The sequence below is a fragment of the Flavobacterium panacis genome (assembly GCF_024649945.1).
Classification (GTDB): Bacteria; Bacteroidota; Bacteroidia; order Flavobacteriales; family Flavobacteriaceae; genus Flavobacterium; species Flavobacterium panacis.
In genome coordinates, this window is the sequence record NZ_JANKMS010000002.1 from 453,622 (window position 1) to 471,277 (window position 17,656).

The 17,656-nt window shown below is 33.5% G+C and carries 16 protein-coding genes; 4 read left to right on the top strand and 12 right to left on the bottom strand.

The features are described 5' to 3' along the window. Window positions 1-48: 48 nt before the first annotated feature. Window positions 49-1,584: a YifB family Mg chelatase-like AAA ATPase gene (locus NQQ59_RS07010; protein ID WP_144214941.1), complete on the bottom strand. Its 1,536-nt coding sequence runs from the start codon at window positions 1,582-1,584 to the stop codon at window positions 49-51. Window positions 1,585-1,673: 89 nt separating this feature from the next. Here NQQ59_RS07010 and NQQ59_RS07015 point away from each other — a divergent pair, with 89 nt between their 5' ends. After that, window positions 1,674-2,084, top strand: coding sequence for a hypothetical protein (locus tag NQQ59_RS07015; RefSeq protein ID WP_144214942.1), 411 nt, complete (start codon window positions 1,674-1,676; stop codon window positions 2,082-2,084). 10 nt (window positions 2,085-2,094) lie between these two features. Here the strand turns inward: NQQ59_RS07015 and NQQ59_RS07020 are convergent, their stop codons facing one another. Beyond that, window positions 2,095-3,069 carry a Gfo/Idh/MocA family protein gene (locus tag NQQ59_RS07020; RefSeq protein ID WP_144214943.1) on the bottom strand — a complete coding sequence of 325 codons (975 nt, stop codon included), beginning with the start codon at window positions 3,067-3,069 and terminating at the stop codon, window positions 2,095-2,097. A gap of 317 nt (window positions 3,070-3,386) precedes the next feature. Between NQQ59_RS07020 and NQQ59_RS07025 the strand changes: the two genes are divergently transcribed. Next, on the top strand, window positions 3,387-4,703 hold the full coding sequence (locus NQQ59_RS07025) for an ammonium transporter (protein ID WP_144214944.1): 1,317 nt from the start codon (window positions 3,387-3,389) through the stop codon (window positions 4,701-4,703). 288 nt (window positions 4,704-4,991) lie between these two features. Here the strand turns inward: NQQ59_RS07025 and NQQ59_RS07030 are convergent, their stop codons facing one another. From NQQ59_RS07030 to NQQ59_RS07040, 3 genes are all read right to left on the bottom strand, one after another. After that, window positions 4,992-7,085, bottom strand: a complete 2,094-nt coding sequence (locus NQQ59_RS07030; RefSeq protein WP_257698157.1) for a protein-disulfide reductase DsbD family protein — start codon at window positions 7,083-7,085, stop codon at window positions 4,992-4,994. Then, entirely contained in the window at window positions 7,085-8,395 is a 1,311-nt protein-coding gene (gene tilS / locus NQQ59_RS07035) for a tRNA lysidine(34) synthetase TilS (RefSeq protein ID WP_144214946.1), read from the bottom strand. The genes NQQ59_RS07030 and tilS overlap by 1 nt, the downstream gene beginning before the upstream one ends. 286 nt (window positions 8,396-8,681) lie before the next feature. Continuing rightward, entirely contained in the window at window positions 8,682-9,968 is a 1,287-nt protein-coding gene (locus tag NQQ59_RS07040) for an anthranilate synthase component I family protein (protein WP_144214947.1), read from the bottom strand. A 299-nt stretch (window positions 9,969-10,267) separates the two neighbouring features. Here NQQ59_RS07040 and NQQ59_RS07045 point away from each other — a divergent pair, with 299 nt between their 5' ends. Continuing rightward, window positions 10,268-10,642 (top strand): DoxX family membrane protein, encoded by a 375-nt coding sequence (locus tag NQQ59_RS07045; RefSeq protein WP_144214948.1) that lies wholly within the window; start codon window positions 10,268-10,270, stop codon window positions 10,640-10,642. A 54-nt stretch (window positions 10,643-10,696) separates the two neighbouring features. On the opposite strand, the gene NQQ59_RS07050 is transcribed toward NQQ59_RS07045, so the two are convergent. The 6 genes from NQQ59_RS07050 to NQQ59_RS07070 form a co-directional block, all read right to left on the bottom strand. Continuing rightward, entirely contained in the window at window positions 10,697-11,239 is a 543-nt protein-coding gene (locus NQQ59_RS07050; protein WP_144214949.1) for a lipocalin family protein, read from the bottom strand. 153 nt (window positions 11,240-11,392) lie between these two features. Continuing rightward, window positions 11,393-12,796: a dihydrolipoyl dehydrogenase gene (gene lpdA / locus NQQ59_RS07055; protein WP_144214950.1), complete on the bottom strand. Its 1,404-nt coding sequence runs from the start codon at window positions 12,794-12,796 to the stop codon at window positions 11,393-11,395. Between the two features lie 307 nt (window positions 12,797-13,103). Next, window positions 13,104-13,436 carry a hypothetical protein gene (locus NQQ59_RS07060; RefSeq protein WP_222104878.1) on the bottom strand — a complete coding sequence of 111 codons (333 nt, stop codon included), beginning with the start codon at window positions 13,434-13,436 and terminating at the stop codon, window positions 13,104-13,106. A 109-nt stretch (window positions 13,437-13,545) separates the two neighbouring features. Further along, complete coding sequence (locus NQQ59_RS25325) at window positions 13,546-13,740, bottom strand: hypothetical protein (RefSeq protein WP_353955879.1); 195 nt, start codon at window positions 13,738-13,740, stop codon at window positions 13,546-13,548. Window positions 13,741-13,824: 84 nt separating this feature from the next. After that, complete coding sequence (locus tag NQQ59_RS07065; protein ID WP_144214951.1) at window positions 13,825-14,070, bottom strand: hypothetical protein; 246 nt, start codon at window positions 14,068-14,070, stop codon at window positions 13,825-13,827. Between the two features lie 258 nt (window positions 14,071-14,328). Beyond that, window positions 14,329-14,787, bottom strand: coding sequence for an Lrp/AsnC family transcriptional regulator (locus NQQ59_RS07070; RefSeq protein ID WP_144214952.1), 459 nt, complete (start codon window positions 14,785-14,787; stop codon window positions 14,329-14,331). 363 nt (window positions 14,788-15,150) lie between these two features. On the opposite strand from NQQ59_RS07070, the gene NQQ59_RS07075 reads away from it, so the two are divergent. Continuing rightward, complete coding sequence (locus NQQ59_RS07075; protein WP_144214953.1) at window positions 15,151-16,353, top strand: aminotransferase class I/II-fold pyridoxal phosphate-dependent enzyme; 1,203 nt, start codon at window positions 15,151-15,153, stop codon at window positions 16,351-16,353. A 127-nt stretch (window positions 16,354-16,480) separates the two neighbouring features. On the opposite strand, the gene NQQ59_RS07080 is transcribed toward NQQ59_RS07075, so the two are convergent. Next, complete coding sequence (locus NQQ59_RS07080; protein ID WP_144214954.1) at window positions 16,481-17,575, bottom strand: DUF695 domain-containing protein; 1,095 nt, start codon at window positions 17,573-17,575, stop codon at window positions 16,481-16,483. Between the last annotated feature and the right edge of the window lie 81 nt (window positions 17,576-17,656).

Below are 17,656 nucleotides of genomic sequence, written 5' to 3' on the forward strand. Positions count from 1 at the left end.
CTAATTGATATCATTTTCAATTAGCAGATGTAAATCAAGAATAGCAAATCATCCCAACCATCCTTCTCTGTCCAGACTTCTATACTGAATTGCTTCTGCAATATGAGATGAAATAATATTTTCAGAATGATCTAAATCAGCTATTGTTCTTGAAACTTTCAAAATTCGATCATATGCTCTCGCGGAAAGGTTTAATTTTTCCATTGCTGTTTTTAGTAATTCTTTTGAAGCTTCGTCTAAAGCACAAAATTCTCTAATCAATTTACTGCTCATCTGCGCATTGTAATGCACATTTTCTATAGTTTCAAATCGTTTGGTTTGTATTTCTCTTGCTGCAGTCACACGTTTACGAATTTCTACGCTGCTTTCCGCTTTTCTGTCATCGGCCAATTTTTCGAAAGGAACCGGAGTTACTTCGATATGAATATCGATTCGGTCTAATAAAGGTCCAGAAATCTTACTCATATAACGCTGCATATCGTGCGGAGAAGTTGTATTTGGCGAACTCGGATCATTAAAAAAACCACTCGGACTCGGATTCATACTGGCCACCAACATAAAAGAGGAAGGATAAGTGATAGTGAACTTAGCTCGCGAAATGGTCACTTCACGGTCTTCTAAAGGCTGGCGCATTACTTCTAAAACGTCTCTTTTAAACTCTGGCAATTCATCTAAAAACAAAACACCATTATGCGCCATCGAAATCTCGCCAGGTTGAGGGTAACTTCCTCCGCCGACAAGTGCTACATTCGAAATAGTATGATGCGGACTCCTAAAAGGTCTTTGATTCATTAAACCTACTTCTTTCAATTTTCCTGCAACACTATGAATTTTAGTAGTTTCCAAAGCTTCGCGAAGCGTCATCGGAGGCAGAATACTTGGAACTCGTTTTGCCAACATCGTTTTTCCTGCTCCTGGCGGACCAATCAAAATAATATTATGACCGCCCGCTGCTGCAATTTCCATACAGCGTTTAATACTTTCCTGTCCGCGTACGTCTGAAAAATCAAATTCTGGAAAGTCTAATGTTTTGTAAAACTCTGCCCTTGTATCAATGACTGTTGGTTCTAATGTTCCTTTTCCTGCAAAAAAATTGATTATTTCCTTTAAATTTTCTACGCCATAAACATCTAAACCAGATACAATTGCCGCTTCTTTGACATTTTGAATTGGAAGAAAAAATCCTTTGTAACCTTCTTCTTTTGCTTTAATAGCAATCGGTAAGGCACCTCGAATTGGTTGCAAACTTCCGTCAAGCGAAAGTTCTCCCATTATGATATAGCGCTCAATTTCGGGAGCTTTTATCTGATCTGAACCAACTAAAATTCCCATTGCCAATGTCAAATCATACGAAGAACCTTCTTTCCGAAGGTCTGCCGGCGCCATATTAATTGTTATTTTCTTCCCTGGTAGGTTATAACCATTATTTTTAAGTGCAGCTGCAATTCGATAACTGCTTTCTTTTATGGCATTATCTGGAAGTCCAACCAAATGATAACCAATTCCTTTGTCCATGTGCACTTCAATTATAATCGTTGTGGCTTCAACACCAAAAACAGCACTTCCGTAAACTTTTACTAACATAAATAAATTCTTATAAAAAAGTAAAAGTATTTAATTCTAAATTAAAAATCTTTAATATTGTAAATATTTTACTACTTAAAAATACATCGATGTTAGATACAATAACAATTGAATTAAAAGTTACAGCTGTACAAGGAGAATCAGATATTTGGATGCAGGGCGATCTTGAGATTACTATCAATGGAGAAAAACCATACAGCCATAGCGACATTGTTGATTCTTATACTATGTTGGAAAGCTTAGAATCAAACGGAAAATACTTTATATTCTCTTGTTGCTGTGGTCTTCCCCAATGTAGCGGTTGGAATAATGGAATCGAAGTTATTCATGAAGAAAATAATATTAAATGGATTGATTCTGATCATAACCGAACATGGAATTTTGATCGAAAGAAAATTGAGGAAGATTTGAATAACATCAATAAGGAGGTCAAAATTTATAAAAAGTTTTTTAACGAGAAACAAATAGATTATGTTGGTTTTGGATTTGGATGTGAGTAAAGAAAGTCTCTTAAAAATTTAATCCAATTTCCGCTTTAATCTCCTCCACAATCTTACTCAAATCTAAACAATTTTGATGCGACCAAAGTTTGCTTTCAATTTGATTATTCGAAATACAATTTTGGCATTCTATAATCTCATGAGAATATCCTATTCCGAGAGTTGGTAGGGTTACAACAGCCTCTTTTTCTTCATTTTTAAAAAGGGTATAACCATCGGCAACATACCAAGGCCCGTTTAATTCTATCCGTCCTTTTGTTCCAGAAATAACCGCTTTCATTTCAGATTCTGAAACTATAGAAGCATGTAAAACCGATTGACCAGATTCGTATTGCAAAATCATAGAAGTTTGCAAATCAATATCATTTTTATTTTTGATTGCTTTTGCTAAAATCTCTTTTGGCTTTCCTAATACTATATAAGATAGAAATAAAGGATAGACACCAATGTCAAATAAAGCTCCGCCTCCTAATTCTTTTTCAAAAAGTCTTTTGTTTTCTGTTTCACTTCCGTGAAAGGCAAAATCGGCATTGATATAATTTACGTCACCAATTACGCCATTATTTATTTTCTCCAAAACATCTTGAACAGACGGAATAAATCGTGTCCAAAAAGCTTCCATAAAAAATTTATTATACTTTTTTGAAGCTTCAATCATTCTCTGTGCATCTTTATAAGAAAGAGCCATTGGTTTTTCGCAGAGAACATGTTTTCCTTTTTCTAAAGCTTTAATAGACAATTCTACATGCGAATTATGCGGAGTGGCAATGTAGACAATTTCAACTTCGGGATCTTCAAAAAGTGAATCATAAGAATCATACGTTTTAAAGGCTTTGAATTTTTCTGCAAATTCATTCGCTTTTACAATATCTCTAGAAGCCACTGCATTTAGTTCCGCATTTTCTATCAATATTAAATCTGATGCAAACTTAGCTGCAATTTTCCCTAGGCCAACAATTCCCCATTTAATTCTTTTGCTTTCCATTCTTTAAATTTTATTCACCAAATCTGTTAAAAAGATTAAAAAATATCCTTTACAACATTCAAGAGACGATTTTTAAACAACAAATATCTATTATCCTACAAAAAATAGCAATCAATTACCCCAAAAATTATCAAAACAAGTCCAAAGTGAAAAAAAAATGTTGTCAAATTGTAAATTTTAAGTTTGTTTTAAGAAATTCACGCAAAATCATAGGGGTTAAATTTTAAATTTAACAAAAATTAAACATTGAACCCTATTTTTTTAGGGGGTATTAAATGATTTTATACTTTTATCAAAAATTTTAAAACTAAATAACTATGCGAAAAATTATTTTAAGTGTGATTCTTATCACGATTTTAGTACTAACCTTTATTTCAAACTTTATTATTGCAGACAACCCAATTCCTGCCGAAGCTGTTAAGTTTGATACAGGAGATACTGCCTGGATGATCGTTGCAACTGCATTTGTATTGTTAATGACGCCTGGATTAGGATTTTTCTACGGAGGTATGGTAGGTAAGAAAAACGTAATTAGTACTATGCTACAAAGTTTTATGGCAATGGTAATTGTTACTATTTTATGGACTGTTGTTGCTTTTGGATTAGCTTTTGGACCAACTATTGGAGGAATTATCGGAAATCCATCTTATAATTTATTCTTTCAGGGAGTTGGAACCAATACAGCATGGAGCCTTGCACCAACAATTCCTTTTATATTATTCGCATTGTTTCAGGCAAAATTCGCCATCATTACTCCTGCATTAATTACAGGTGCTTTTGCAGAACGTATTCGTTTCTGGGCTTATTTGTTATTCATGGTTTTATTTATCTTATTAATATACACACCACTTGCTCACATGACTTGGCACCCTGATGGAATTTTCTTCAAAATGGGAGTTCTTGACTTCGCTGGAGGAACTGTAGTACACATGAGTGCGGGATGGGCTGCATTGGCTGGAGCTATGTTCTTAGGAAAAAGAAAAGTTCAAAAAGTGAATCCTGCTAGAATTACTTATGTATTATTAGGAACAGGTTTACTTTGGTTCGGATGGTTTGGTTTCAACGCTGGATCTGCATTAGGAGCAAATGGCCTTGCTGCTCAGGCTTTAGGAACAACTACTGTTGCTGCTGCCGCTGCTGCTATGGCTTGGGTTTTCCTTGACAAAATCTTAGGACACAAATTATCTGCTCTTGGAGCTTGTATCGGAGCTGTTGTAGGTCTTGTTGCTATTACACCTGCTGCTGGTTTTGTAAGCATCTCTCACGCTATCTTCATTGGTTTATTTTCTGCAATTGTAAGTAACCTTGTAGTAAGCAAATTCCCTAAAGGAAAAATTGATGATGCACTAGATGTATTCGCTTGTCACGGTGTTGGTGGTATGGTAGGTATGTTGTTAACTGGTGTTTTTGCTTCAAAAGCTATCAACCCAGCTGTTGGTGACAACCAAGGTTTAATCTTCGGAACTCCAACTTTGTTCATCAACCAATTAACTGCTTTAGTTGCTGTATCAATCTTCGCTTTTGTTGCTTCTTATGTTTTATTCTTTGTGGTAAATAAAATTACTCCTCTAAGAGTTACTGAAGAAAAAGAAGAATTAGGATTAGATATTTCTCAACACGGAGAGTTCTTGTAAGAAATTAATTTTCACTTTCGCTTGATAAATAGAAAAGCACTCTAATTCATTTTAGAGTGCTTTTTGTTTGAATTTATCTTTATCCGTTTATTTCATTAGGCTTTTCAAACAAAAATATCCTAAGATATAAACTTCATTATAACCAATAAAAAACGCTCTAATTGCTAGAGCGTTTTTTGTTTGAATTAATTTCAACCCCCAAAGAAAATATATAGATTTTAGAATATAGTTTTCATCTTAAAGTTTTTGCCCCCACAATACCATTATGAATCAACTATATTCTTTTTATTATTTGAAATTCGAAATTCCTTCTTTCAACCATTGCAGATACTCTTCTGTACTAACGTAACTGATTGTTGGTTTATTATTATTTAAATTATTTCCTTCTAAATCTGTAATCACGTACAATGGCTGTGTATTGGTTTTGTATTTAGAAATCATAAAATCAGTCCATTTATCACCAGCTGTAATGATTTTATCTCCTGCTTCAGTTGTAAATTGCTCTTCTTTCGGTAATTCACGTTTATCATCAACATAAAGAGAAATTAAAACCACATCGTTTTTAAGAATTGGTAAAACCGTAGGATCTGACCAGACATTATTTTCCATTTTTCGACAATTCACGCAAGCATAACCTGTAAAGTCAAGCATTATTGGCTTTTTAATTTCTTTCGCATAAGCTAATCCATCTTCATAATCATGGAAAACCATAATACCATGCGGACCTAATTCAGCTCCAGCAGGAAGACCTTTTCCTGCTTCTGCAGAAACAGCTCCATTTCCTGAACCTCCAACTCCAAATGGACTTTCGCTATATTGCGGTGGTGGTGGGAAAGCACTAATTAATTTCAAAGGAGCTCCCCAAAGTCCTGGAATTAAATACATCGTAAATACGAAAGTTAATAATCCTAAATACAATCTTCCAACAGAAATATGTTGTGTCGGACTATCATGAGGTAATGTAATTTTGCCGAATAAATATAAGGTCATAGCTCCAAAAATGGCAATCCAGATTGCGATGAAAACTTCTCTTTCTAAGAAATGCAATTGCAATACCAAATCGGCATTAGACAAGAATTTGAATGCTAAAGCTAATTCTAAAAATCCTAAAACTACTTTTACTGTATTCAGCCATCCTCCAGATTTTGGTAATGAATTCAACCATCCTGGAAACATTGCAAATAACATAAACGGAAGTGCTAATGCAGAAGAGAATCCTAACATTCCAACAACTGGAGCAATTCCACCGTTTGAAGCTGCTTCAACTAATAAAGTTCCAACAATTGGTCCTGTACAAGAGAATGACACAATTGCCAAAGCCAAAGCCATAAACAAGATTCCGATTAATCCGCCTTTATCTGCTTGTTGATCTGCTTTATTCGCCCATGAATTTGGAAGCATAATTTCGAAAGCCCCCAAAAATGATGTAGCAAAAATAACTAAGATTACAAAGAAAATCAGGTTAAACCAAACATCTGTAGACAAAGCATTTAAAGCGTCTGCACCGAATATTTTAGTCACAATAAGACCCAAAACTACATAAATCGCAATAATTGAAAGTCCATAAATAATAGCATTTCTAATTCCTTTTGCACGGCTTTTACTTTGTTTCGTAAAGAAACTCACTGTCATCGGAATCATTGGAAAAACACAAGGAGTTAACAAAGCTGCAAATCCAGATAAAAAGGCAATAAAAAAGATGGACCACAAACTTCTTGAAGGAGCTTGAGCAGGAGTTTCCGCATTTACTTTAGCCAATTCTTTATCTTTCTTTATCACGTTTTCCACTTCAGCAGCAGGTGCTTTTGCAACAGTATCAACAGCAATTCCAACAGTTTTGGTTTCGTCTAATTTTGCTTCTGCTATAGCAGGAACTTCATTCATTTTAAAAGTTGAAGGAACTGCAATCGAGAATTTTTTACTTGAATTGATACACACCTCTTTACAAACCTGGAAATCAAAATCTACATCAACCGTTTTTAAGTTTGGGTTAATGATTTTTATTTCCTGTTCTATATGTGCTTTTCCTTCAAAAAAGGTTTCATTCACTTCAAAAACATCATTGTAAGCTGTTTTGGTTTTACCTTCTTTGGCTTTTCCAATTAACTCGTAATTTCCTTTTTGGTTTTTAAAAGATATTTCTAAAGCCAAAGGTCCGCCTTCTGGAGTAAACTGCGAATACATATGCCAGTCTTTCTCGATTACTGCATCGAAAATTAAAAGCGCGTTATTTCCTTTTTTTTCAATTTTAGAAGTCCATTTTACTGGCTCAAGTATTTGAGCGTTACCTTTTGCAAAAGCAAAGAAAAACAACAGAAGTAAAACAGTTTTAGTCCAAATATTTCTTGACATATTGGTCTGGTAATTTTGAGTAAAGTTCATTATTGCAGTTCTATTTTAAGTATTTTATTTGTGGTCTTTTTAATTTTAAAGCGTTCATCTTGCCTCATTCCAACAATCCAGACAATCTGGTCGTTCGAACATAAAATCCAAGTTTTCTCTTTTTCGATTAAAGAAAGTTTTTCATCTTTAAAAAGCTTACTAACTTTTTTCGACTTTCCATTCATTCCAAAAGGCTGAAAAACATCTCCTTCTTTCCATTTACGTAATACCAAAGGAAAACGGATTTTATCGGCATCGACAAATATAACTCTATTTGAATCGAATGTTGTGTGACCTACGTTACAAAGGCTCATTTTTAAGGGAAAATTAACTTCTGTATCGCTTTCATTAATTTCGTATTCCTCTTCTTCTGATGTTTCAGAAAACGGGCTTAAAATCAGGGTTTCTCTATTTTTAAGTAATCTGAATTCTTCTGAAAAAACTTGTTTTCCTGACTGTCCTTCTACTAAATCATAAATATCATTCCATGCAGAAAAACCAAATTCATTGAGCCATTGGTACAAATAAGATTTATAATTTGGCAGCTTTTTCAATTGATTCAAATCAAAATGAATATCTTCTTCAACTTCTTTAGCAACCTGCTGATAAATCATAATCGAAGCATCTTCCACCATTTCTTTTGATTCCTGAAGAAAAGATTGTGTTTTTTGAAAAGCATCTAAAAAATTTGGATTGATTTCCTTTAAAATCGGAACCAAATTATGACGAATTTTATTTCTAAGATATTTTGTTGAAGCATTGCTGCTGTCTTCACGCCACTCTATTTTATTTTCTTCAGCATATTTCAAAATTTCTTCTCTTGAAAAAGGCAAAAGCGGACGTATAATTCTATCATTTTGCTCTGGAATCCCTGTCAAACCTTCTAAACCTGTTCCGCGTGTTAAGTTGATTATGAAAGTTTCCAGATTATCATCGGCATGATGAGCAGTCAAAATATAATCGAAGTTTTTTTCTTCTAATAATTCATAAAACCAACTGTAACGAAGTTCTCTCGCCGCAACTTGTGTTGATAATTTATAATCTTTAGCGAAAGCTTCTGTATCAAAATGTGTAGAAAAAATTGGGATGTTATTTTGATCACAATAGTTTTGAATAAATTCCTGATCGCCAAAACTTTCTAACCCACGAAGTTGAAAATTGCAATGCAAAACTGCAATCTCATACGGAAGTTTATGCAACAAGTGCAATAAAACCATACTATCTAATCCGCCACTAACAGCCAGAAAAAGTTTTTTTTCTGCTAAAAAGGGAAATTTCGAAACGATATGATTTTGGAATTTTGAAAACATTTGATAAAATTAAAAAATTAAATTCGATCTATTTTTAAATGAAATGTTAAGCGTTGGATTTATTTTTTTTGCCACGAATTACTTCGTCTATTCGCTATCGCTCGGGTCACGAATTATTTTTTATGCTGCAGGTGTATAATTTTGCCACAAATTACACAAATTTTCACGAATTATTTTTTTGCCACAGATTAAAAAGATTCTCACAGATTTTAATCCTTTTAATCTGCGGCTATTTAGTTAGAGAAAATAATTTGTGAAAATTTGTGTAATTTGTGGCTAAAAAAAACTACTGCAAAACTTCATGCATTGCTTTGGCTTTCAATAAGCATTCTTCGTATTCTTTTTCTGGAATGGACAAGGACGTAATAGCGCTTCCAACTGAAAATGAAACATACTTATTTTCCTGATTGTATAAAATACTTCTGATTACGACATTAAAATCAAAATCTCCTTCAGGCGTAAAATAACCAATTGCTCCACTGTACAATCCTCTTTTGGTTTCTTCTAGATTCTCTACAATTTCCATTACAGAAATTTTTGGCGCACCTGTCATACTTCCCATTGGAAAAGTTGTTTTCAAAACATCTACAGCTGAATACTGCGAATCTAGCTTGGAAGTTACCGTAGAAATCATCTGATGCACTTGAAGAAAAGAATAAATTCCGCAAAGTTCCTCGACCACAACAGAACCCTTTTGAGCAGTATGTGATAAATCATTCCGAACCAAATCGGTTATCATGATATTTTCTGCGCGTTCTTTTGCATCTGAAACTAAAGTATCTTTTGATTTTTCATCTTCAACTGGATCCGAAAAACGTTTGGAAGTTCCCTTTATTGGTTGCGAAATAATCTTATCTCCAACTTTGGTCAAATAACGTTCTGGTGATGCTGAGAGTAAATATTGTTTGTGATTTTTAAAGAAAACAGCAAATGGTGCCTGCGAGATCTCATTCAGTTTCTCAAACTTTTCTAATGGATTTATAATTGCATTTTCAGCATAAAATTCCATGCAAAAATTCGCCTCGTACATATCACCAATATGAATATGTTCCAGCATTTTATTCACCTTTTCAACATACAAATCCTTCGAAATACGTTGCTTGATTTCAAGTTTATTTTCGCTCTCAAAAATACTCTTTTCTTCCTTACTGATCTCATTAAAATCCTCTTCTACCTCATCATCACAAAGCATTAAATACTGAATTTCAAGTTCTTTCCCTTTTAAAATAAAAATCTTTTTGGGTTGAAAGAAAAACAAATCGGGAAAATTTAAACCATCAAAATTATTGGATTGAAGATTTTCAGTATCATTCTTTAAATCATAAGAAAGATAGCCAAAAAGCCAGTCTTTTGTATTTTGCTGATATTGTTTTAAATCTTCAAAAGCATTGTAGTAATCTGTTTTTAAAGAAGTAAAAGCATCAACTGCCAATATACAATCGAAATTAGAATATTGCTGTGGATAAGAATTGCTGTCTAAAAAAATGACTTCGCGAAATTGCTGCGCCCAACTTAAAAGCTGTTCTTTAAACAGTTTCGGATTGGCAATATTTTTATGAATGGAAACTCTCAAAAAAGGTAATTTTAAAGTTCAAAATTACGACAAAATTCTGTGATTACTGAAAACCAAAAAAAATAACCACAGGATTCGAATTATATTATAAAACTGTTAAAAAGACCTCTATTTAATAAGAAAAAAATCGTTATATTTGATATACAATTAGATTAATCCCAAAAGAGCTTTATTTTAATTGTAAAATCCTTAGAAAAGAACCCCAAAATAAATAATTTGTGATTCTAATTTGAGCTTTAGATTGCATCTTTTCCAATAACTTAATTATATTTTTTAACCCTTAAAAAATCCTAAGTATTATGAAAATTGCCACAATTATTGTCCGTGTTTTAATTGGTCTTTTGCTACTTTTTGCCTCTATCAGTTACTTTTTCCATTTAATGCCTGAACCTGAAACCACAGGAAATTTCAAAGCTTTTAATGTAGGTTTAATGGCTTCAACGTATTTAATACCGTTGGCTAAATCAATTGAGTTGCTTTCCGGAATTGCATTTGTAACTGGGCGTTATGTCACTTTAGCCAATATCTTGATCTTACCTATTACGGTAAATATTTTGTTTATCAATTACTTTCTTACTCCAGAAGGTCTGCCCCTTGCGGCACTTCTATTCCTAGGAAATTTATTTCTGATTTACAGATATTGGGATAATTACAAAAGTGTTTTTACCGCATAATTCATTTTCAATTTAAAAATAAAACCCGACAGCAAAAAACTGTCGGGTTTCTTATTAATTTACTTTATCATGCTTTACCCATACCAAATCGGTTACTTTATAACCAATTTCTTGAGCTTTGATGAGAAAATCTGCTTTTACACTTTCTGGAATTGTTTGTTCTCTGGAAAGTATCCACATGTATTTTAAACTTTCTCCAGCCACTAGTGCGTATTTATAATCTGAATCGATTGCTACGACATTGTAACCAGAATAAAAAGGACCAAAAAATGAGACTTTCAGCATACCAATATTGTCTTTTTTGACAAATCTAGCTTTCCCGACACTTTGTTCCCATTTGTCTTTTTTGACATTATAGCCCTTATTATCGACTTTTATAGTATTATCTTCGTTTAAAGAATATTCGGCCGTTACATTGTTCAAATCTCTTTCCCATTTGTAATCTAATCTGGCAATTTCGTACCATTTTCCGAGATATTTTTTGCTGTCAAAGTTGGTAACAGCTTGCGCGTTTTTAGGAATTCCTCCACCGCAAGAGTACAATGCGATTCCAATTCCTGCTCCAATTAAAACCGGAACAATATATTTAGTTCTCATAATGCTATCTTTTTAATTATCATAAAGATACCACCAGAACTACACATCTAATTTACAAAATTATTTTTGATTATTATATTATATAAAGCTTAAAAATAACGCATAAAAAAACCGTCAGAATATCTGACGGTTTGAAATATCTTAAAACGTAAATTATACGTGTAAAGCTCTATTTTCTGTAGCTGCCAATGCTGCTTCTTTTACCGCTTCCGCGAATGTTGGGTGCGCGTGGCTCATTCTTGAAATATCTTCAGCAGACGCTTTGAATTCCATTGCAGTAACCGCTTCAGCAATTAAATCTGCAGTTCGAGCACCAATCATGTGAACTCCTAAAACCTCATCTGTTTTCTCATCAGCAAGGATTTTTACAAATCCGTCTAAGTCAGCACTTGCTCTTGCACGTCCTAAAGCTTTGAATGGGAAACTTCCAGATTTGTATTTTACTCCAGCCGCTTTTAATTGCTCTTCCGTTTGCCCAACTGCAGCAACTTCTGGCCAAGTGTACACTACACCAGGAATTAAGTTGTAATCGATATGCGGCTTTTGACCTGCTAAGATTTCAGCAACCATTACTCCTTCTTCTTCCGCTTTGTGCGCTAACATTGCTCCACGAACAACATCACCAATTGCGTAGATATTTGGAGTACTAGTTTGTAAATGATCGTTTACTTCAACTTGACCTCTGTCTGAAATTTTAACTCCAGCTTTGTCAGCGTTTAATCCGTCTGTGTAAGGACGACGACCAACAGAAACTAATGAATAATCTCCTTCAAGAGTGATCGTTTCTCCTTTTGCGTTTTCAGCTTGAACTGTAACAGCATCACCGTTTCTTTCAACTGATTTTACTTTGTGAGAAACGTAGAATTTCATTCCTTGTTTTTTCAACACTTTAGTCAATTCTTTAGAAAGTGCTCCGTCCATTCCTGGAATAATTCTATCCATGAATTCAACTACAGAAACCTGAGCTCCTAAACGAAGGTAAACTTGTCCAAGCTCGATTCCGATAACACCTCCACCGATAATAACCAAGTGTTTTGGAACTTCTTTTAAAGCCAAAGCTTCAGTAGAAGTGATGATTCTTTCTTTATCAATTTTGATGAATGGTAAAGAAGATGGTTTTGATCCTGTAGCAATTACAGTATATTTTGCTTCGATAGTTTCTGAAGTTCCGTCAGCTTTTGCAACAGCGATGTGAGTTGCGTCTACGAATGAACCTAAACCATTGAAAACAGTAATTTTATTTTTATCCATTAAGTAGTTGATTCCACCTACGGTTTGATCTACAACGGCTTGTTTGCGCGCAATCATTTTCTCTAAATTGATTTTTACATCACCCGAAACTTCGATTCCGTGATCAGCAAAATGTGCAATTTCAGCATAATGATGAGAAGATGATAATAATGCTTTTGAAGGAATACAACCTACGTTAAGGCAAGTTCCGCCTAATGAATTATATTTTTCTACAATAGCAGTTTTGAAACCTAATTGTGCGCAACGAATTGCTGATACATATCCGCCAGGACCTGAACCTATAATGACTACGTCAAATGAACTCATAGTTTTGTCTTTTTTATTTTAAGCGTCACAAATTTAAGGAATAAAGTTTTGTTTGGAGTTTAATTTTCAATGTTTTTTGTGTGAAATTTTGGGCTTGGTGTTGCCACGAAGACGCTAGGGCACAAAGTTTTTTTTTGCGTTATGAGTTTAACCGCAAAGGGTGGTATGTTTTTACGCAAAGTTCGCTAAGGTTCATCTTTTAGCTGAGATTTGCTCGCAAAGTCGCTAAGACGCAAAGTATTTTTGAATTGCCTTAAGCTTTAGCTTGACGAAATTCATTTTAGAACTTTAAACCACTCAAACAATTTTAGTCTTTAACTTTTTTAATTAATTCAAACAATCTTTTAATAGGCCATATAAGTTCATCCTGATCACAACTGTATTCTTCAATTTCACCAAAAACTGTGTAATCACAAATATTAAAACCTTCTTCTATATCATTGTACCAAATTATCTTACTACCACAAATAGCAACAACCCAAAAACCACCACCCATTTCACCGTATTCCTTTTCCTGCCATTTAATCGGGATTATTTTAATCAAGTTCCAAAAATCCTTCTCCTTTTCTGTTAAATCATTTTCACTCTTTCTAATTTCTCCATAAAGCTCATTCAGCGTTATTGGTTGCCAATTTTCCATAGTTAATTCTACTTCGTTTTTTTAAACTTAAATTTAATTTTTTCTTTGCGAATTAACGCCTTTGCGAGATTAAAAATTAGAATATCAAAATCTTAGCATCTTAAAAAAATCAAGGCTTATTTTCAGGATTTCTTGAAGTGTGAAATACAGAATAAATAATTATTTCGGTTCCGATGATCTCGTAAATAATAACAAAGGGAAATTTAACCAAAGTATTTCTCGATAACCTGGTTTCTTTTTTATTTCGAATAATTCGGGATTTGTTTTTAGAACTTTGAGATAAGATCTCAAATAACTTAGAAATTGCTTTCCTAAACCTTTACTTCTACTTTCATAGAATTCGATAGATTCATCAATTTCTTTTTCTGCTAATGGCAGAATTTTGATTTTAAAAACCATATTTCGCATTCAATCGTTGCTCTGCTTCTTCCCAAGAACTTGCCTGTATTTCTCCAGACAAATATTTTTCTCTTTCTTCAGCAACTAAATTGTAATGCGAATTAGGAACAATTGACTCTTTTTCATCATGATTAATAGCATCAAAAAAACTTTCCAAAATCTCTAATTTCGAATCGTCATTTATGAATTTTCCAAAATCATTTATAAGCTTGCGTCTTAATTCCTTCGTTTCCATTTTGATTTTATTTAAACTCAAATTTAAGTTTTTTACTAATTGAAATGTGTTAAGGGTTTCTAATTTTTAACCGCAAAAACACTAAGGTTTATGCAATGCTCGCTAAGGTTGTTTTTTAATCTCGCAAAGACGCTAAGTCGCAAAGTATTTTTTCAAAGTATGTCATTTCGACGAAGGAGAAATGACAAAAACTGCGTTTAGTAATTCAGACAAAGAAAAGAAAACTTAGAATCTTAGTATCTCAGAACCTTAGCAACTTTAAAAAGAAATCACCGTCGAATTCTTCACTTCACTAATCATAAACATACTTTGTGTACTTCCAATATGTTGGAGCGAAGTCAGTTTAGTTACTAAGAATTCCCTATACGCTTCCATATCTTTTACTAGAACTTTAAGAATATAATCGTAATCACCGCTTACGTGATGGCATTCCAAAACCTCGTTTAATTTAATGACTTCGCTTTCGAATTTGGTTAAAAATTCTTTGGTATGTTGAATGAGTTTTAAATGGCAGAAAACCACAAATCCTTTTTCGATTTTGGATTTATCGACTAAAGCTACGTAGTTTTTTACGATACCTTCTCGCTCAAGTTTTTTGATTCGTTCATAAACTGCTGTTACGGATAGATTGAGTTTTAAAGACAATTCTTTATTGGTCTTTTTGCTGTCTGTTTGGAGTAGAACAAGGAGTTTTTTATCTATTTCGTCAAGAATCATGTTGCTTGTGGTTTGTTGTTGATAGTTTATTGGTTTGGTGAAATGAAAGAAAATCTACCAAATCATAATTTCTTAGTCAAATTTAGAATAAAAATCACAATTAAATCATATTTATAGTTTTAAAATCTAAACAAGCGACACATCATTGATTAATTATCTAATTCATCCTTTCTTTGATTGGATTTTCTTCTGAAAGCGAGTGCCCTAGCCCTGATGGGAACGGCATCCTTTTATGGTGGGGTTCACCATAAAAGATATAGTGGACAGCAGGAAACAGCTCCTAATAATTTTGTTTCAGGTTTCAATTTTCAGGTTGTTGGAACTTGAAACCTGAAACTTGAAACAAAACAAAAAACTAACTATATGAAAGATTTTAAACCAGCAGACAAAATTCAGGATTTGCAATACTTTGGGGAATTTGGCGGGGTAAATCCGTCTATTTCTGATTCTTCGACTTATACTTTTTTATCGGCAAAAACGATGTTCGATACTTTTGAAGGTAATATGGAAGGTTGTTACTTGTATTCGCGCCATTCTTCGCCGAGTAATTTGTATCTGGATCAAGCTTTGGCGGCAATGGAAGGAACAGAAACGGCTAATGTTTCGGCTTCGGGAATGGGCGCTATTACGCCTACTCTTTTGCAATTGTGTGGCGCAGGCGACCATATCGTTTCAAGCCGAACGATTTATGGTGGCACTTATGCTTTTTTAAAGAATTTTACACCTCGTTTTGGAATCGAAACCACTTTTGTAGACATTACTAAACTAGACGTTGTAGAAGCGGCAATAACTTCTAAAACGAAAGTTTTATACTGCGAAACAGTAAGTAATCCGTTATTGGAAGTGGCTGACATCGCTGGATTGGCAAAAATCGCTAAAAAACACAATTTGAAATTGGTTGTAGACAATACATTTTCACCATTATCAGTTTCTCCTGCAAAATTGGGTGCTGATATTGTCATTCATAGTTTGACGAAATATATCAACGGAAGTAGTGATACAGTTGGCGGTGTGACTTGTGCTTCGAAGGAATTTATTAATTCGCTGAAGAATGTAAACACGGGAGCAAGCATGCTTTTGGGACCAACAATGGATAGTTTGCGTTCGGCAAGCGTAATGAAAAACCTTAGAACACTTCATATCCGAATTAAACAACACAGTCATAATGCGCTTTTTCTGGCTGCTCAATTTGAAAAAGACGGTTTGAAAACAGTTTATCCAGGATTGAAAAGCCATCCGAGTCATGAATTATACAAAACGATGATTAATCCAGAATATGGTTTTGGAGGAATGTTGACGATTGATGTTGGTTCTTTGGCAAAAGCCAATGAATTAATGGAATTAATGCAGGATCGAAATTTAGGTTATCTGGCGGTAAGTCTAGGTTTTTATAAGACATTATTTAGTGCGCCTGGAACTTCAACTTCGAGTGAGATTCCGCTAGAAGAACAAAAAGAAATGGGATTGACAGATGGTTTGATTCGTTTTTCTATTGGTTTGGATAATGATATTCAGCGTACTTATGAAATGATGAAGGCTTGTATGGTTGAGCTTGGTGTGTTGTAGTTTTTTTATTGCTGCAAAGGCACTAAGTTTTTGTTTCACGCAGATTTGGCAGATAGATTAGATTTTAATTTAAACAAAATCTGCTTTATCTGCTTAAATCTTTAAAAATCTGCGTGAAACAAAAAAATTATCTTGGCTCGTAAGCGCTAAACGTACGCCAATATTTGTCTTTGTAGATTTCGTAACTTATATCAAAAGTTCCGTTGTATCTTTTTATGATTTCATCTGCCACTTTGGTTGGCTTTCTGAAGTCTTTACAGGTAAAAAAGATTTCTCTTTTATTCGTTGATGTTTCTCTTCCGATGTTTAAATAACCTTCCAGATCTTTAAGATGTGGTGTTATTTCATCTTCGATCTCGTTTAATAATTGATAAGTTTCTTTATCGGGCATTCCATTATTGTTACTTCCATCAAAAGGAATTGTAACAATGAATACCCACGGATGAGATGCTTTTTTGTCCCATTTTAAAATATCGCTATTTATTAATGCAATAACGAATCCGCCATTTTTTGTAGTTGCTTCAAAACTTGAATAATTATCATTCTCTGTATTGTGTCGCGTACCTTCATATTTCTCCACAAATTCCTTTTCTCTCCAAATTAAATAATCTTTTAATTTTTCAATCGGAATTAATTCTTCAGAAACAGCATTCGGACCTTCAATTCTCATATTATCAATCAAAGTAACTGAATGTAATTCACCTAAATAATTATCCAAAAAGATATAAACTCCATTGGTTATCATTGCTCTTTTTTCTTCTACAAAATCATCGTAAATAACTGTTAGATCAATTTCATCAGGATATTCTTTATGAATGTTTGGATAAAATTTCAGGTTCTCTTTATTGAATTTAAATCCCTCGTAATCAACTCCAATATTTTGAATATCTGAGGAAGGTTTTAAAGCTGTAATTTTCCATCCGTTCATTTGAGGAGTAGCATTTACTAATTCTTCAATGGCATAAATATTTCTGATTGCTCCGTCTGGTGTTAAAATCAATTCGACTGTATTATCATCAAACATTCCAGTTACAAAATATATTCCGCTATGGATTTCGTCAAGTTTTGGCCCTAGTTTATCAAAAAAACCGTGATGAATGTTTTGTTTGCTTTTAACGATTTCGAAAAACTCTTTTTCGTGTTTTAAAAACCAGTTCCAGAAATCATTGTTAGATTGTATTGGAGCCTCTTTTTTGCCCAATAATTTATCAAGAAAACCCATGTATTAAAAATTAAATTTGAAATTTGACGCAAGCAAACTTAAGGAAAAACTATTTTTTAAAACATAAGAATATTTCTATAA

What these genes read in the sequence shown, in the direction of transcription:
- NQQ59_RS07020 (WP_144214943.1), bottom strand. Translation starts at nt 3,069, where the DNA reads ATGGAAAGCAAAAGAATTAAATGGGGAATTGTTGGCCTAGGGAAAATT.
- tilS (WP_144214946.1), bottom strand. Translation starts at nt 8,395, where the DNA reads ATGTTTTCAAAATTCCAAAATCATATCGTTTCGAAATTTCCCTTTTTA.
- NQQ59_RS07080 (WP_144214954.1), bottom strand. Translation starts at nt 17,575, where the DNA reads ATGGGTTTTCTTGATAAATTATTGGGCAAAAAAGAGGCTCCAATACAA.
- NQQ59_RS07010 (WP_144214941.1), bottom strand. Translation starts at nt 1,584, where the DNA reads ATGTTAGTAAAAGTTTACGGAAGTGCTGTTTTTGGTGTTGAAGCCACA.
- NQQ59_RS07045 (WP_144214948.1), top strand. Translation starts at nt 10,268, where the DNA reads ATGAAAATTGCCACAATTATTGTCCGTGTTTTAATTGGTCTTTTGCTA.
- NQQ59_RS07030 (WP_257698157.1), bottom strand. Translation starts at nt 7,085, where the DNA reads ATGAACTTTACTCAAAATTACCAGACCAATATGTCAAGAAATATTTGG.
- NQQ59_RS07015 (WP_144214942.1), top strand. Translation starts at nt 1,674, where the DNA reads ATGTTAGATACAATAACAATTGAATTAAAAGTTACAGCTGTACAAGGA.
- NQQ59_RS07050 (WP_144214949.1), bottom strand. Translation starts at nt 11,239, where the DNA reads ATGAGAACTAAATATATTGTTCCGGTTTTAATTGGAGCAGGAATTGGA.
- lpdA (WP_144214950.1), bottom strand. Translation starts at nt 12,796, where the DNA reads ATGAGTTCATTTGACGTAGTCATTATAGGTTCAGGTCCTGGCGGATAT.
- NQQ59_RS07025 (WP_144214944.1), top strand. Translation starts at nt 3,387, where the DNA reads ATGCGAAAAATTATTTTAAGTGTGATTCTTATCACGATTTTAGTACTA.
- NQQ59_RS07070 (WP_144214952.1), bottom strand. Translation starts at nt 14,787, where the DNA reads ATGATTCTTGACGAAATAGATAAAAAACTCCTTGTTCTACTCCAAACA.
- NQQ59_RS07060 (WP_222104878.1), bottom strand. Translation starts at nt 13,436, where the DNA reads ATGGAAAATTGGCAACCAATAACGCTGAATGAGCTTTATGGAGAAATT.
- NQQ59_RS07075 (WP_144214953.1), top strand. Translation starts at nt 15,151, where the DNA reads ATGAAAGATTTTAAACCAGCAGACAAAATTCAGGATTTGCAATACTTT.
- NQQ59_RS07065 (WP_144214951.1), bottom strand. Translation starts at nt 14,070, where the DNA reads ATGGAAACGAAGGAATTAAGACGCAAGCTTATAAATGATTTTGGAAAA.